Consider the following 16,304-nt stretch of genomic DNA (forward strand, 5'->3'; position numbering starts at 1 on the left):
GCCTTGCGCTGGACAAGGCCAAACTTGTATGGTTTTTATCCTAGCGAGTTCCAACACTGACAACACCTTGCCAACGGAATGGCTGCTCCATGCCAATCGCCACCCACCGAGCCTGCACTGCTCCAGCCATGGACATGAGGCGTGGCCTCATTCCCATGTTGCGGACAAGGCCCCGGCGTTGTTGGCTGGCCCTGCTGCCGGTCTGGATCTTTTTGCTGTCCACCGTGTTCCCATCCCCCGCCCTGGGGCTTCCCGAGAACCTGCGCTTCGAACGCCTGGGCCTTGAGCAGGGTCTCTCCCAGTCGTCAGTATTGTGTTCCATCAAGGATTCCCAAGGTTTTTTGTGGTTTGGAACCTATGACGGGCTGAACAGATACGATGGGCTCGATTTTCGAATTTATCGTTCCCGGGACGCCTCGGGCCGCGGGTTGTCTGATGATGGCATCCGCAGTCTGGCCATGGCTCAGGACGGCACCATCTGGGTCGCCACCAGCGCCGGCGGCATAAACCGTTACAACAACGCCCTCGACCGGTTCACCTCCTACCTGCATGATCCGGACAATCCGGACAGCTTGTCCAGCAACGAGGCGCTGGTTGTGCTGCCTGTTGCGGACACTGCCCTGCAGAAGGCTGCCTCGCCACGCGCAGACCAGGCCATCCTCTGGGTGGGCACATCTGCCGGGCTTGATTACATGCTTCCCGACGGCCGGTTTGTGCATGTGCACCCCACCCATGCCAATGGCACGCAAATCCGGCTGGAAGCCATTGGCGGGCTGGCCCGGGACAAGCAGGGCAATATCTGGGCCGGCGGGGAAGACAGTGTGATGCAGCTGAATCCGCAGGGAGAATTGCTTGCCGTCTATGGTGCGGAGGCTTCCGGTGATGTTCCCCTGACCATTGGGCCGGTGCAATGCCTGCTGGTGGATGTGGAAGGGTTTGTCTGGATAGGCGATTCCGGCAGCCTGCAACGTCTCGATCCCATCTCGGGAACAGTACGGTCCTATTTTATCGGCGATTCAGTCAAGGCGCTCCTGCAGGACAGCCAGGGCATCCTCTGGGTGTGCACGGATTCAGGCCTGGCCCGGCGCATGCCAGGAATGCACCGGGGCGAGCCGGATCGTTTTATCCGCTACAGCCATAACCCCTTTGATTTGCAAAGTCTGAGTTCCAATGACCTCAACAGCATCCTGGAAGACAACGCCGGCATCCTCTGGATAGGAACTTACACCGAAGGGCTGAACAAGATGAACCCGCGCAATCAGGAATTCCACCTGTTGCGTAGCGAACCCTGGCGCCGGGACGGCCTGCCGGACGGCAACATCAATGCCGTCATTCAGGACAAGGATGGCGTGTTGTGGCTGGGTACCACCTATGGCGGGTTGAATCGCGTGAACCTGGCCACCCGGGAGGTGCGCACGTACTGCGATGGGGATGGCACGTCTTTCCCGGCCCGGGAGGTACGCTCCCTCACCCTGGACACAGAGGGCCAGCTCTGGCTTGGCACTTCTGACGCCGGCGTGTTGCGGATGGACCGGCACACGGGGGAGTTCGTCCAGTACAGTTATGCCAGAAATAATCCGGCCAGCCTTTCCAGCAACAACGTCTATGTCATTTATGATGATCGCAAAGGCTCGCTGTGGGTGGGGCTGAGCAAGGCCGGCCTGGACCGCCTGGACATGGCCACCGGCCGTGTGGAGCATTTTGAGCCCGACCCGGGCAACCCGGACGCGCTCCAGCACAAGCGCGTGCGGGCCATTCTGGAACACGGGGGGCGGCTCTGGTTTGGCACCAGCGGCGGCTTGCATCTGCTGGATCGGGAAACAGGCCGGTTCCGGCACTGGCGCCACAACCCGGTCGATCCGTACAGCCTGCTGGATGACAAGGTCATCTCGCTACTGGGCGGTCCGGGACCGGACACACTCTGGGTTGGCACCAACAGCGGCCTGTGTCTGTTCAATTATCAGACCAACACCTTTGTCCCGTTTACCCCGGCGCATGGCTACAACTTTGCCAACAACTTTATTGCCGCCACGCTGAAAGACGAAACGGGCGATCTTTGGATCAGCACCTTCAAAGGCCTGAGCCGCTTTTCCCCGGCAAGCGGCAAGGTGCACAACTTTACCCCGCTGGAAGGCCTCCAAGGGTACGAATTCATGGAGAACAGTGCCTTCCGCAACGCCACGGGGGACATGTTCTTTGGCGGTCTTAAAGGCTTGACCTGGTTCCATCCCGGCCGGGTATCCCCAAATCCGCACACACCGCCTGTGGTGCTGACTGGCGTCACCGTCATGAACCGCCCCCTGGAGAGCGACGTCAACATCACGCTTTTGAAAGAACTGTCTCTCTCACATCGCGACGCTCTCTTCAGCTTTTCCTTTGCGGCCCTGGATTTTGCCGTCCCGGCCAAAAACGCCGTGGCCTACAAGCTGGAAGGCTTCGATATGGACTGGATCCAGGCCCAGCCCGGCTGGAGTGCTTCGTACACCAGCATCGAGCCCGGCAACTATCTGTTCCGAGTCAAAGCTGCCAACAGTGACGGCCAGTGGAGCCCCCGGGAGCTGCAACTGCCCGTTCACATTGAGCCGCCTTTCTGGCAGACTATCTGGTTTCGCCTTCTGATGGCTTTATCAATCATCTCGGGGCTGTACCTGTTCTACTGGCTGCGGGTTCGTATCATAAAACAACAAAATCAGCGTCTTGAATTACTGGCTGCCGAGCGCACCAAGAGCCTGGCCCTCATCAACGCCCAGCTGCAGGGCATCATGTTGCACGCCCCGTGCGCCATCGCCCTGAAGGATGAGAACCGCCGCTACACCCTGGTCAATCCTCGCTTTGAGCACCTGTTCCTCACCAGTCAGGAGCACCTCCGGCACAAGACCGATGCCGAGGTGTTTGATGTGGAGACGGCCACCCTGCTCCAGGCTGCAGACCAGAGCGCCTGGGAGCATGGCAAAAGCGATGTCTTTGAAATGACTGTTGCCGGACGCATGCTGCTGGTCCAACAGGTGGCTTTTCGCGGCGAAAACGACAAGCCCTATGCCCTGTGCGGCATTGCCCTGGATGTGACGGACAAGAAGCAGTTTGAGGCGGAAACCCTGCGTGCCAGCCAGCTGGCCAGCATCGGGGAGCTGGCCGCGGGTGTGGCGCATGAGATCAACAATCCCATCACCGGCATTATCAACTACACTCAGCTCCTGCACGATGGCTATACCGGCGGCATCCCGGACATCACCGGCAAGATCCTGGCACTTGCGGACCGTGTGGCGGTGATTGCCCGCGGGCTGCTTTCCTACTCCCGGGGGGATCTGGAACGCGAAAGCCCCCTGGATCTGCGCGAAGTGGTCACGGACAGCCTGTCCCTCTCCCGTTACCGCTTTGAAAAAGAGGGGTTTCGGGTGGTGGTGGAAGTGCCGGACGAGCTGCCATTGGTGATGGGACGTTTCAGGGAGCTGCAACAGGTGCTGCTGAACCTGCTCTCCAACGCCTTTCATGCCCTGCAGATGAAAAAACAACGCCTCGGCGATTCTGCAGAGGTCAACAACAATCCGGCCAAGGACATTTGGGGCGAATGCCTTATTCGGGTCTCCCTGCCGGAGGATCGGCCAGGATACGCGCGGATGGAAGTGCGCGATACTGGTATCGGGATCACCCCTGCCAATCTGGGCAAGGTCTGTCAGCCCTTTTTCACCACCAAACCCCGCAACGAGGGCACCGGGCTTGGCCTGTCCATCAGCCTGAATATCATCAACCGGCACCGCGGGGAGATGACGATTACAAGTAAGGAAAACAACTACACTTCCGTGCGTGTGGACCTGCCCCTGGCGGATTAGGACGGCGCCGCCCCCGGGGACGCCGCCACCGTGGCCCGGGAGGCATCATCCGGCACCCCGGCCTGCCCGTTGCCTGCCCTGTGCGGCGCCTGCGGCAGTTCCACCACAAAGGTGGCGCCCTGCGGACCGCCATGCCGCGGTCCTTCCACCCAGATCCGTCCGCCCATGCTCTGGACCATATGCTTGCAGATGGCCAGCCCCAGCCCGGCGCCGCCGGACCGTCTGCCCCCCTGGTCCGCAGCGCGGAAAAATCGCTCGAAGATGCGGCCGCGCAGTTCCGGCGGCACGCCCGGCCCCTCGTCGGACACGGCAAAGCGTCTTCCCTCTCCGGTCACCTCGGCTTCCACCAGAACCTGCCCGCCAGCGGGGCTGTAGCGCACGGCATTTTCCAGCAGATTGCGCAGCACTGTGGCCAGGCCTTCTTCGTCCGCAACAATCTCCATCTCCTCTTCGTCAAGCTGTGCGGCCACATGCACATTGTGTTTGGTAGCTTTGGGTTCCAGATCCTGGAGCAGCTCTTCGAGCAGCGGCTGCACAAGGATTGGCGTGGCAACAGGCACCCAGGCCCCGGCCTCAATGCGGGAAAGGGTCATCATGCTTTGCACAAAGCCGGCCATGCGCCAGGCTGCCTTGTGGATGACCCCCAGAAACCTGCGGGCCATGGCCTCATCCAGGCGGTCCTGCTCCAGGAGGGTTTCGGCATAGCCGGCAATGGTGGTCAGCGGGGTGCGCATTTCATGGGAGGCATTGGCCACAAAGTCCCGGCGTACCCGCTCCAGGCGCCGGGCTTCCGTCACATCGCGGAACACCAGCACCAGCTTGCGCACGGCCTTGGCATCGCGAAATGGCGTCAGGGAGACCTCATACTCCTTGTCTCCACGCTGCAGGGAGATTGTCGTCGGCCCCTGCGCAGGAGGCGCCCCGGCCTGCACAAGCTGCCTGGCTGCCTGGTGCAGGGCCGGCTCCATGGTCACCTCAAGAAGCTGCACGCCGCGGCGCAGCGAGGCCTCCCTGAACACCCGGGCGAAGGCATGGTTCCAGGATTCCACCGCCCCGCCGGCATCCAGGAGCAACACCCCTTCGGCCAGGCCGTTATATAGGGCTTCCCATTGTCCCTGCTGCTCCTCCAGGCCCTGGATTGTGGATTGAATCTGCGCGGCCATGGTGTTGACGGATTCCTGCAAGGGAACGAACTCCCGGCCCGGGGGAGCCTGCAGCCGGCGGGTGTAGTCGCCATTGCCAATGGCCGAGGCCGTGCGGGAAAAATCTGAGATGGAGGCCGCCAGGGAGCGCGACAGCCACAGCCCCAGCAGCAGCATGACTGCCAGACTCAAAGGAATGAGCCAGTTGATGGCCTTGAGCAACCGTTCCTGCTGGGCCTGTACTTGCGCCAGGGGGACTGCCAGGCGCAACACCCCTGGATATTGCAATAATCCTGGTGTGACCGCCTTGCCCACATACAAGAGCTCCTCACCCAGGGTGGTGCTGTGGCGCATGCTGAAGCTTTCTCCTGCAGCCTCGGCCTCACGCACCTCCGGCCGGGTGGAATGATCCTCAAGCAGCGGAATCCGCTCCTGGCTGACCTCGGAATCCGCCAGAACCCTGCCCCGCTCCATGTAGGTAATGCGAAAGCCGAAGTGGCTGCCAGCCCCTTTGAGCCAGGTATCCAGCAGGTCGGCCGTCTCAAACCGCTCCTGCTGCAGCAACCACAGCAGGGTGCCCATGTCGCGCCTGGCCCGGGCCTGCACATCCCGCGCAGCGATGCCACCCATGGAGGAGTGAAAATACAGCAAGGTGGGAGCGACGCAGACCACAGCCAGCACCCCGAAAGAAATAAACATCCGCATTCTGAATGTGAGCGACTGCATGCGCGGCTGTCCCCTGAAGCTTTCTTGTTGTGTTACAGAAATTTTTAACAATAATTCAATATGATTATGTTTCAATGGCGTCTTAATTTCGTATATTTGTCACTATTTCGTCATATTTTCTTCTCCTACGCTCGTTTTGTTACAGGTAAGCGACAAACCCTTTGACACACGACTCAGCCGCAGGTAATGCAGCGCGGTACGCGGGTCAATGCCTTCTTCACACAATGTGCAGCCAGCCCGCACGGCATGCTGCCTTCCGCACCCGGTGCCTCTCCCGGCCCTGGGATGTGTTCCGCCACTCAGCAGCCTGGACCACCAGAATGACCTTTTATGATGCCTTTTTGATCCTGACCATTGTTGCGGGCTTTCTCATGGCCTTCAACCTGGGGGCGAACGATGTTGCCAATGCCATGGCCTCTTCCGTGGGCGCCAAGGCAATCACCGTGCGCCAGGCCCTGTTCATTGCCGGCATTCTGAATTTTGCCGGGGCCGTACTGCTGGGCTCGCACGTGACCGCCACCATCAGCAAAGGGATCATCAATATTGATTTAATCAGTGATCCAAAGCTGCTTGTTGCTGGCATGTTCGCTGCGCTGCTTTCTGCCGCACTGTGGGTGCTGGCCGCCACGCTCACGGGCCTGCCTGTGTCCTCCACGCATTCCATTGTGGGCTCCATCCTGGGCTTTGGTTTGGTCGCCGGAGGTGCGGATGTAGTCAACTGGCTGAAAATGGTGGGGATTGTCATGTCCTGGATCGTGTCGCCCTTTTTTGGCGGGCTGCTGGGATTCATTGTCTTCAGCACAATACGACGAAAGATCTTCCACCAACCGCGCATCATCCCGCAGGCGCGCAAATGGGCGCCCATCTGGATTGCCGTCACGGCATCGCTCGTTGTCTTTTCCCTGATGTACAAGACCCCTGCTGGCAAGGCCCTGCAATGGGGCGCAGTCCCCAAGCTGGCTCTTTCCATCGGGATATCCGCGGTGGCGTGGTATGTGGGCCGGCATTTCGTCATCAAATGGTGCCGGACCATCGAAGCCTGCAGCGCAGGGGTGGAAACCATCTTCAGCCGCATGCAGGTCGGCACGGCCTGCTTTGTGGCCCTGACCCAGGGCGCAAATGACGTGGCCAATGCCATCGGCCCGGCCGCCGCGGTATATTGGGTATGCCGGGAAAGTTCGCTGGGATCTCAGGTGGATATCCCGATCTGGCTGCTGGTGATGGGCGGCGGCGGCATCGCCCTGGGGATTGGCCTGCTGGGGCGGCGGGTGATGGTGACCATGGGTGAAAAAATCACCGAACTGAACAACAGCCGCGGCTTTGCCGTGGAGTTTGGCGCGGCCACCACGGTGTTGACGGCCTCGGTGCTGGGGCTGCCTGTCTCCACCACCCATGCGGCAGTGGGATCTGTGGTGGGTGTGGGGCTGGCCCGGGGCTTTGGGGCCGTGGATTTCCGGATTCTGTTCAAGATTGTGCTATACTGGGTCCTGACGGTTCCCGTCTCTGCGTTTACCTGCATCGTCATTTTTCAGGTGCTTCGCTGGATGCTACTGTAACGCGTGCGACCTGATCTTGTGTAAGGAGAGAACCATGTTTTTCCGCATTCCCTTTTTCGGACTGCTTTCCACGCATTCTCCCCTGCGGCAACTGTTGGACCACTACGACAAGATCGCCGCCGGCGTGAAACTGATGGAAGAATCACTCGAATGCTACATTGGCGGTGAGGGACACTGCAAGGCGTTTGAAGTTTTGACGCATGAAGTGGATGACCTGGAAGATCAGGCAGACAAGATCAAGCGTTCCATCCGCAACCATTTGCCCAAGGGGCTGTTTTTGCCCGTGGACCGGACCGTGTTCTTCGACTACACCCGGCGCCAGGACAATATCCTGGATGAAGGGCAAAAAGCGTTGAACGTGCTCTTCATGCGGCCGCTCTCCATTCCTCTGGAGTTTCACAAGGAAATGCTGACGTTTGTGGGGGAAGTGACGGAAACGGTCAAGCTCTTGCGCCCGGCCCTGGAGTCCACGGTGGATCTGCTGCATTGGAAGCACCACGACCGTACCGCCACCAAGCAGGCCATCCGGGAAGTGCGCTCCAGCCACAAGGCGGTGTTCAAGCGCTATCACAGCATCACGTCGCACATTTACAATGCAGACGTGGGATTCAAGGATTTTCATCAGCTGTTGGAGTTCGTGGAAGAGATGTACTCCGTGAGTCACAATACCGAAGGCTGCGCGGATCTCCTGCGCGCCATGATCGCCAAGTAGGACGTTCCGTCCCCAACACCCAGGCTGCGGATGCTTCTGCAAAGGCAGGGCATCCGCAGCTTTTTTGTGAGCCCGCTTCCGAATGCCCGTACGCGACGCTGCAGCAGGGACAATGGTCGGGAGTGACGGTTTGTTCGCTGAACAGGCCCTGCACTTTTCGGCCCCGGCACCCTGGAAATCCGATGGCTTCCGCGCTATGCTATGTCATGGCGGGTGTCTCTTGGATTTCTCGTCTAGGCAACTGAAATCTAACAATTAAAGAGACACCTCGCCACTTTTTGTGCACTGCGTGGGCTAGAACGGCAACCGGTTTGCGGACATCAGCCAGAACGCCGGAGCCCACAGCCCCACCGGCACCCAGAGGATAAGCGACCAGGCGACAAGCTTGCCGCTCAACTTGCCATGGAAGGCCAGCCAGACTTCCAGCGTCAGCACGGTGTAGCCCAGGCAGGCCATGGCCAGATAGTTGCTCGGCGCGATGAGCCGCGTTCCGTCGGCCAGGATCGGCCCGCCAGTGTAAAACAGCACCATATAGATACCTGAAATCAAAGCCACAGTCAGGCTGACGTTGCCCACGGAGCGCAAGTCCTGCAGGCCGGCCAGCAAGGCGTAAGCCACGCAGCAATACAGCACGCCATGCGCAAACAGCAGCCCGGCCGTGAACGGGTCTTTGAATAACGCGGCCTGAAGCACTGCGCCAATCACAACCAGCAGGCCCACAAATCCCGTGGCAGCCCCGGTGCCCCTGGGCTCTCCCTTGCCCAGGTTCAGCAATGCCACCGGCAGCCACATGACTGAAATCAGGACCAATATTGCCGTTGTCATACAACCCTCCTGTTTGGATGGTGAAATGGCGCCTGCCGAGCCCGATGCAGCGCCAGCCCCATGGCGCCAGTCGGGTGGTCATTTTGATTCTCGTTGTCGTATCAAAATGTTGTCCAAAACCCTCTTTCGAAGTGTCCACAACAGGATAGCTGCAAATCGTCCCGGTCCTCCAGTTTTGCGCATGGGCAAATGGCTACATATTCAGTGAAATTATTCACAACTATCGGGCCGGAATGGCGATTTGTTCCATAATCTGCTCATATTTATCTGGTAATTGCCGGGGTCAATCTGATACAATGATTTGCCCAATTCTCCCCAATATGACACAGCCGCCACTGAAGCGGTTGCCCCCCCTGCATCTCGCGCCATCTTTACAATCATGACAGATCAGGCTATCAAATTTCTCCTTCATCGATTGCCCAAACACCTGCAGGAGATGCGCCATGCATCATTTCGAGTATCGCGAAGGTCAGTTGTATGCGGAAGAGATTCCCGTCGCCAGACTGGCCGAGGAATACGGCACCCCGCTGTACATTTACAGTGCGGCCACCTTTTCCCGGCATTTCACCATCTTTGATTCCGCCTTCAGCGAACTGCCGCACCTGACCTGCTATTCCGTCAAGGCCAACTCGAATCTGAGCGTGCTGAATCTGCTGGCCAGCAATGGCGCCGGCATGGACATCGTTTCCGGGGGCGAGCTCTTCCGCGCCCTGGCCGCCGGCGTGCCTGGCGAGAAGATCGTCTATTCCGGCGTGGGCAAACGTCCTGAGGAAATCAAGGAAGCGCTCGCTGCCGGCATCCTGATGTTCAACGTGGAATCCCAGGAAGAACTGCTGCGCATCAACGAAATCGCCCAGGCCCAGGGACAGACGGCGCGTATCAGCCTGCGCATCAACCCGGATGTGGATCCCCAGACCCACCCGTACATCTCCACCGGGATGAAAAAGAACAAGTTCGGGCTGGACATGGACTCTTCCATGCAGACCTATGCCCTGGCCAAGAACCTGCCGGCCATTGATCCCGTGGGCGTGGACTGCCACATCGGCTCGCAGCTGACCTCCATCGAGCCGTTTAAGGAAGCCCTGGACAAGCTCATGACTTTCCATGACAAGCTCGTGGGCGAGCTGGAATTGTCCATCAAGTACCTCGACCTCGGCGGCGGGCTGGGCATTCAGTACAACGAGGAAGAGCCCCCCCACCCCGTGGCCTTTGCCCAGGCCCTGGCTCCGGCCATCAAGGCCCGGCCGCTCACGCTCATCCTGGAGCCGGGCCGGGTCATTGCCGGCAACAGCGGCATTCTGGTGACCAAGGTGGTCTACACCAAGGAAACGCCGAGCAAGCACTTCGTCATCGTGGACGCTGCCATGAACGACCTGACCCGCCCCGCCCTGTACGGCTCCTACCATCGCATCGCCGAGGTCTGCCCGCAGCATCGCGAATCAAATATCGTGGATGTGGTTGGTCCCATCTGCGAATCCAGCGACTTCCTGGCCCGGGAGCGGACCATGTCCGCGGTGCAGTCCGGTGAACTGCTGGCCGTGTTCTCTGCCGGGGCCTATGGCTTCAGCATGAGTTCGCAATACAATTCGCGCCCCCGCGCCGCGGAACTGCTGGTGGATGGCGACAAGGTCCGCGTGGCCCGCGCCCGCGAGACGTATGAAGATTTGGTGGCGCTGGAACGGTCCGGGCTCAAATAGTCCGTGTATTCTCTTGTTCGAAATGGTACAAACCCGGAGGTCATACTTCGGGTTTGTGTCATTTTTGGGACTGCTCGGCTAAGGGTTCATTTGTGATGGACGAAACAGGATTCAAACGTGCCTTTGGGAAACGCCTTCGCTTTTTGCGGGAATTGCGGCATTTGACCCAGTCCCGCCTTGCCGAGCGCATCGGCGTGACGGAACAGTACATCAGCATGCTGGAGCGCGGGCTCTCCGCACCATCCTTTTCGCTGGTGGCCCAGCTTTCCCAAACCCTGCACACCCATCCGGCCGCCTTGTTTCTATTTCCCAAGCTTGAAGGGGGAGAATCTGCTGCACTGCCTGTGCCGACCCTGCCGGAGAACCTGAGCCAGGTGGCTCATTGCCTTATCCTGCCCGGCCAGAACCGGCAGGTCTTTTCCCCGGAACTGCTCGCCTGGCTGGAGCCTGCGGCTCCCGCACGGCAGGAGCGCCCTGTCTCGCGCAGGCCGGTGCAGCAGTCCCTGTTTGCGCATCTGTCCAGGGAGGATTCCCTGCGGGTGCAGCAGGCCTTGCAGGATGCGGCGGAAGGCCACCCTGCCCCTCTCTTTTCCTTTGCCTTGCGCACGGCCGCAGACCCCAGGCGCATCCTGGCGTACGCCACCCAGCAGCCGGACGGGTGCATCCGGGTCGTCCTCATGGACGTCACGGACCATCTACGCCTGAAGCAGACCCAGCTCGACCTGCAGGCTGCCGTGGAAGCCCTGGCCGAGGAGCGGACCCAGCAACTGCAGGAAACCGTGGCCCGGCTGGAAGAGGAAATCCGCTGCCGCCAGGAAAGCGATGAGGCACGCACCACGGCCGAGGCCCGCTGGCGCGTGCTCTTTGAACACGCGCCGGTAGGCATTTTTCAGTCCCTGCCAGAGGGGCGTTTTCAGGCTGTCAATCGGGAAGCCTTGAGCATGTTTGGGTATGACAACACCGAAGAGCTGCTGGCCCTGGATGACATTGGCAGCCAGATTTACGTTTCCCCGGAGGAACGGGCCCGGCTGCTTGAGGTCCTGGCCAGGGACGGCGCTGTGGAAGATTTTGAGACGGAGATGAAAACCAAGGATGGCCGGGTGTTTCGCGCCGCAGTCACGGCACGCCCCCTTCCGCACACTGTCCAGGCCGAGAGCCAGCCGCCATCCATTATCGGCTTCATCAAAGACCTCTCCCCTTGCCGCAAGGCACGGTCAGCGCCTGACACTGCAGCCTCGACAGATTAGTGTGATGTCCACGAAATAAGGTACCAGAAATATCATCGGATTTCGTGGAGGATCGTCAGCCGAAATGCGCGGATTTTGGCTGACTCATGGCCCCTGCGACTCCGGAGGCTGCCTGCAGCCGCTCCGGTGTTGCGTCCTTCGTGCAGTTGTATTTTGAGGGGGCAGCCCTAGCTTGAGGTTCCCTCAAGCGGCCGTTCAATCCAATCGTCCGTGCGCAGAAAGCCGTACACGCCATTGAGGTCAATCACCACCACCCACAGGTCATCCCAGTTGCTGCGGGTGGCTGGCGCGTCAATCTGAAACCGAAATCCGCAGCGTCGTTCCACCGGGCTGGTGGCATTGAACCGCCGGGCTGCGTCATCGCGCACGGTGTGCACCTGCCCGGTACCCACCAGGCGCCCCTCATAGAATGCCAGCGCATACAGTCTGCGGGCCGGCTGGGCACTGTCCAGCGCCCAGCCTTCCAGACTCACGACTGACTCCGGCCCGCCCTTGTACACGCTGTCCACCAGTCCGCGCATGCTGGGCACTTCATGCAGGCCTGCAGCCTCCAGAGTCGACTTGAGCTGGCTTTTTCTGGAAAAGCTGCCCGTGGAAAGCGCCTCCAGCCAGGAACCTTCCACCTGTTCGGCCCCTTCCAGCATGCCAATGGCCGCTGCCACGGCTTCCGCATGGGAAGACGCGGGCGGGACGACGGCAGCCTGTGTGTTGGATGGTCTTGTGTGATGTATCAGTTCAGGAGCAAGAGACTCTGTCAGCACCTCGGCAGCCAAGGTGTTGCCTGCGACGTTCCAATGGGTGTTCGTACCCAGATACAGCGTTTCGCCGGCCGCTGCCCGGGCCATGAAATGCGGTGTCAGATCCACCACCACGGACGCATCCAGTCCCTCGGCCATTGCCAGCTGACGCACCAGCTCGGCAGGGATGGTGGGATCCAGCCTGGCCTGCGCAAGCCGGGGATCCTGACGAACCACCTCCATCCACTGCGGCGAGACCCAGAAATGCGGCGGACTGATCAACACGCGCACCGCCTTGCCCCGGTTCGCCTCCAAGGCCAGAAACCGGATGGCCTCGCGACACCAGGCAATGCCGTCCAGCTGGTCCGTCAGTTGGTCGGGATCATACATGGCCGCGGCATTGCGCATGATGCGGGTGTATCGCGCAGTGTCCAGACCCGCGCTCAAGAGTGCATCATGCCCGGGGGCATCCCCGGCAGACTGCGCGGCCGGGTGTGAGGATGCGGCCAGCGTATGCGCGTAGGCATAGAGGTAGTCGAAGCTTCTCAGCAAATGCTTGTGTGGAATCCGCGTGCCCGGCCCCACGGCCACGCCGCGAGGCCGCAATGCGGCAGGCGTGACCATGGTGCCCTGCACGTCCAGAAAATCGTTGCCCACATAGATATTGAGGACCACCGCGTCATGTTCCAGCAGTCCGGCCCAGTAGGTTCCCTGGCGGACATACTCGGGAAACGAGGTGCTGGGCACGCCCAGGTTCACCACTTCCACGGTTTTTTCCGCTGCATCGCCGGCGTCCTGCGGAAGCGAGCGGACCTGCTCCTGCAGCAGCTTTTCCGAGGTGGCCGAGTAGGTCAGCGCCGGAGTGGTAACGCCATAGGCAAAGGAATCGCCCAGGCTGAGCACCCGCAGGGCGTGCGGCGCCTTTTTGCGCAACACTGGCCCACCATGATGGTGGTAGCCAAGGGCTACGAGGTCAAAGGGGTCGGGGGTGTCATCCAGTTCTGTCACGAGCCAGCGGGCTTCGTACCACCGAAAGGCCAAATCCGCCACGCCGAGGGTGACACAGAACACCGCGCCACCCAGGAGCCAGGACAACAACAGAGAGCATCGTTTCATAGATCGCCTCAAGCAAGAAGTTCCGAAGCGCCTCCCTGGGGGAGACTACCGGAACCTACTTCGGCCGAGACGCCAACGCCAAGCCCTGCTGGTGTAAATGGCTGTAAGCGAATGTAAATGCAAAAAGCAATATGTTAAGACGCGCCCAAGATGCAACCATCACCAATGCAAAGGGCCGCTTGCAGCATCTGCAAGCGGCCCTTTGGAAGGATGGTGCCGAAGAGGAGACTCGAACTCCTACGGACAGGTGTCCACTACCCCCTCAAGATAGCGTGTCTACCAATTCCACCACTTCGGCACAACCGGCTACTGCGTCTGGTTGGACGCGGCCTCCGGTGAGGTATTGGCAGGTGCAGCCTCGGAGCTTTCCTTGACGGAGAAATCCGGAGTGCCGCCCTTTTCTTCAAGCAAGAGTCCCGCAGGCGGGGTGGCGTTGGCGGTTTCCGCCGGAGCCACCAGAACGGAGTCCATCACGCTTCCGCCATCACCCTTGGGGGACTTGATCAAGTAATTGAAACCAAGGGAGGTTGTCAAGAAAATTGCTGCGGCAAAGGCAGTAATTTTCACCAGCAGCCCGCCGGCGCCCGAGCCGCCAAAGAGCGAGCTGGAGCCGCCGCCGAAAATCACGCCCATGCCTTCCTTGCCGGACTGCAACAGCACCAGCACAATGAGCACCACACAGGCGATGATATGCAAAGTGAGAACCAAGGTTTCCATCAAGAACTTCCGTATCCGTGAGTGGGCATGGAGCCCGGTGTCAGGCCAGCACGATTTTGCTGAAACTTTCCGCCTGCAAAGAGGCACCTCCTACCAAGACGCCATCCACATTGTCAAGAGAAATTATTTCTCCAGCATTGTCCGGCTTCACGCTGCCGCCGTACAGGATGCGTATCTGGGCTCCGTTGGCCAGCAGGCCCTTGAGCTGGGCCCGCACGGTGGCGTGGGCGTCCAGGATTTCCGCAGGGCCGGCCACCTTGCCTGTGCCAATGGCCCAGACAGGCTCATAGGCAATGGCCAGGTCTTCCGGGGAAACGTCCCCGGGCGAGCCGGCCAGGCCGCCTTCCAGTTGCCGGGCCAGCACGGCTTCCAGCTGGCCGGCCTCGCGCTCTTCCAGTTTTTCGCCAATGCACAGGACCACCTTCAGCCCCTGCGCCAGGGCAAAGGCGGTTTTCTGGCCCACAAAAGCATCGCTCTCGCCCAGCACGTGGCGGCGTTCGGAGTGGCCGGTCAGCACCCAGGTGGCGCCGGCATCCTTGAGCATGGCGGGAGCAATCTCGCCGGTAAAGGCACCCTCCACGGCCGGATACAGATCCTGCCCGCCCACGCTGAACCCGGCCGCACCAGCCATGCCGCCGTGTGCAGCGTCTATGGCTGTGAAGGGCGGGAACACCAGCACTTCGCGGTCTGCGGGCAGCGTGCCCACGGCCTGCCGGAGCGCAGCGGCGGTTGCGGCCGCTTCGGCACGGGTCTTGTACATTTTCCAGTTTGCCGCCATCAGCTTTTTCATGGCTTCCTCGATGTTCGTTCAGGTGAGCCGGATGTCATGCCGTTGTTGTCTGCTTCGCCTCATGTCGGGCCCTGGTCCTGTGTTTCGCGCATATCGCGCACGAGCACCAGGGCATCTTCCCCGGTATCGGGATAATAGCATTTGCGCAGGCCCACCCGGGCAAATCCCATGTCCGCATAGAGGGCCCGGGCGGCCTCGTTGGAAACGCGCACCTCAAGCACCACCTGTTCTATGCCCATTTGCCGGCCAATCTGCAAGACGAAGCCCAGCAGCCGCCGGGCCAACCCCATGCGCCGCCAGGCCGGGGCAGTGGCCAGGTTCAGGATTTCCATTTCGTCGCCGGCATGGTAAAAGGAGCAATAGGCCACCAGCTGGCTTGCCGCGCGCACTCCCACCACCCGCATGCGGGATTCGCCCAGCACCTGCGCGTATTGCTGCTCTGTCCACGGGCAGCTGAAGCAGGCGCGTTCCAGGGCGGCCAGTTGTGGGATGTCCGCCTGCCCCAGGCGAACCAGTTCCAGCTCCCCCTCCTGTGCCTGCGCACGGTTCGGATTGAGGGGATTCGATTCAATTTCAGGATCCAACACCATGGTACGCGCTCCCGTTTCCGGCATGCATTCCCCTTCCCTGCGCCCCTTGCGTCAGTCCGGCAAGCTCCCTGTGGAGCTGGTGGAGGCTGTCGATTCCCGTAACAGACCCCTGGCCGTCATGCCCCTGCAGGTGGTGCATGCGCAGCAGTTGTTCCACCGCAGTGTGCGGATCATGGTCTACAATCCCGCCGGCAAGCTGTATCTGCAAAAGCGCAGCCGGAACAAGTCCGTCTACCCTGGCCGGTGGGAGATCTCGGCCAGCGGCCATGCCCAGGCTGGCGAAAGCCAGGAGGACGCTGCCCGTCGCGAGGTGGCCGAGGAGCTGGGCATCCATGTGGAACGGCTCTCCCTGCGACTGGAAATCCCGGCCACGCCCCTGACGGCCTTTGAGTTCATTACCGTGTTCAGCGCCGGCCTGGTGCATGCGGTGCCGCGGCCCAATCCGGAAGAACTCGACGGTGGCATGTTTGTGGATGCCGACGAGATGGACTATCTGGCGCGCGAGTATCTGGACGTGCTCACACCCGGTCTGGTGCATCTGTACGAACACAAGCTGCTGTTTCCGAACACGTCCGATGGTCTGGCCAAGGCCGCGACCGTGCCCTGATCCGCTGGCAGC

The 16,304-nt window shown here is 60.7% G+C and carries 12 protein-coding genes and 1 tRNA gene; 6 read left to right on the forward strand and 7 right to left on the reverse strand.

The window, feature by feature from the left end; all coding sequences use genetic code 11:
* Nucleotides 1–89 precede the first annotated feature (89 nt).
* Nucleotides 90–3,830 (forward strand): sensor histidine kinase, encoded by a 3,741-nt coding sequence (locus tag ACYQ00_RS11690; protein WP_460032285.1) that lies wholly within the window; start codon nt 90–92, stop codon nt 3,828–3,830.
* Here ACYQ00_RS11690 and ACYQ00_RS11695 read toward each other — a convergent pair.
* Complete coding sequence (locus ACYQ00_RS11695) at nt 3,827–5,698, reverse strand: sensor histidine kinase (protein WP_460032286.1); 1,872 nt, start codon at nt 5,696–5,698, stop codon at nt 3,827–3,829. The genes ACYQ00_RS11690 and ACYQ00_RS11695 overlap by 4 nt on opposite strands.
* A 320-nt stretch (nt 5,699–6,018) precedes the next feature.
* Here ACYQ00_RS11695 and ACYQ00_RS11700 point away from each other — a divergent pair, with 320 nt between their 5' ends.
* Together ACYQ00_RS11700 and ACYQ00_RS11705 are read left to right on the forward strand one after the other, a co-directional pair.
* Nucleotides 6,019–7,254: an inorganic phosphate transporter gene (locus ACYQ00_RS11700; protein WP_460032287.1), complete on the forward strand. Its 1,236-nt coding sequence runs from the start codon at nt 6,019–6,021 to the stop codon at nt 7,252–7,254.
* Nucleotides 7,255–7,288: 34 nt separating this feature from the next.
* Complete coding sequence (locus ACYQ00_RS11705) at nt 7,289–7,966, forward strand: DUF47 domain-containing protein (RefSeq protein WP_460032288.1); 678 nt, start codon at nt 7,289–7,291, stop codon at nt 7,964–7,966.
* 294 nt (nt 7,967–8,260) lie between these two features.
* Here the strand turns inward: ACYQ00_RS11705 and ACYQ00_RS11710 are convergent, their stop codons facing one another.
* Complete coding sequence (locus ACYQ00_RS11710) at nt 8,261–8,791, reverse strand: AmiS/UreI family transporter (RefSeq protein WP_460032289.1); 531 nt, start codon at nt 8,789–8,791, stop codon at nt 8,261–8,263.
* Between the two features lie 443 nt (nt 8,792–9,234).
* On the opposite strand from ACYQ00_RS11710, the gene lysA reads away from it, so the two are divergent.
* Both lysA and ACYQ00_RS11720 read left to right on the forward strand, forming a co-directional pair.
* Nucleotides 9,235–10,488: a diaminopimelate decarboxylase gene (lysA, locus tag ACYQ00_RS11715; protein WP_460032290.1), complete on the forward strand. Its 1,254-nt coding sequence runs from the start codon at nt 9,235–9,237 to the stop codon at nt 10,486–10,488.
* 95 nt (nt 10,489–10,583) lie between these two features.
* Entirely contained in the window at nt 10,584–11,735 is a 1,152-nt protein-coding gene (locus ACYQ00_RS11720; RefSeq protein WP_460032291.1) for a helix-turn-helix domain-containing protein, read from the forward strand.
* A 167-nt stretch (nt 11,736–11,902) separates the two neighbouring features.
* Here the strand turns inward: ACYQ00_RS11720 and ACYQ00_RS11725 are convergent, their stop codons facing one another.
* The 5 genes from ACYQ00_RS11725 to rimI all read right to left on the reverse strand — a co-directional run bounded on the left by ACYQ00_RS11725 (nt 11,903) and on the right by rimI (nt 15,685).
* Nucleotides 11,903–13,588, reverse strand: coding sequence for a hypothetical protein (locus ACYQ00_RS11725; RefSeq protein ID WP_460032292.1), 1,686 nt, complete (start codon nt 13,586–13,588; stop codon nt 11,903–11,905).
* A 211-nt stretch (nt 13,589–13,799) separates the two neighbouring features.
* A tRNA-Leu gene (locus ACYQ00_RS11730) sits at nt 13,800–13,886 on the reverse strand.
* An 8-nt stretch (nt 13,887–13,894) separates the two neighbouring features.
* Complete coding sequence (gene secG / locus ACYQ00_RS11735; RefSeq protein WP_460032293.1) at nt 13,895–14,305, reverse strand: preprotein translocase subunit SecG; 411 nt, start codon at nt 14,303–14,305, stop codon at nt 13,895–13,897.
* A 40-nt stretch (nt 14,306–14,345) separates the two neighbouring features.
* On the reverse strand, nt 14,346–15,095 hold the full coding sequence (gene tpiA, locus ACYQ00_RS11740; RefSeq protein WP_460032294.1) for a triose-phosphate isomerase: 750 nt from the start codon (nt 15,093–15,095) through the stop codon (nt 14,346–14,348).
* Between the two features lie 59 nt (nt 15,096–15,154).
* On the reverse strand, nt 15,155–15,685 hold the full coding sequence (gene rimI / locus ACYQ00_RS11745) for a ribosomal protein S18-alanine N-acetyltransferase (protein WP_460032295.1): 531 nt from the start codon (nt 15,683–15,685) through the stop codon (nt 15,155–15,157).
* On the opposite strand from rimI, the gene ACYQ00_RS11750 reads away from it, so the two are divergent.
* Nucleotides 15,684–16,292, forward strand: coding sequence for an NUDIX hydrolase (locus ACYQ00_RS11750; protein ID WP_460032296.1), 609 nt, complete (start codon nt 15,684–15,686; stop codon nt 16,290–16,292). The two genes, rimI and ACYQ00_RS11750, sit on opposite strands and share 2 nt — an antisense overlap.
* Nucleotides 16,293–16,304: the final 12 nt, after the last annotated feature.

Source organism: Megalodesulfovibrio paquesii (assembly GCF_054653055.1).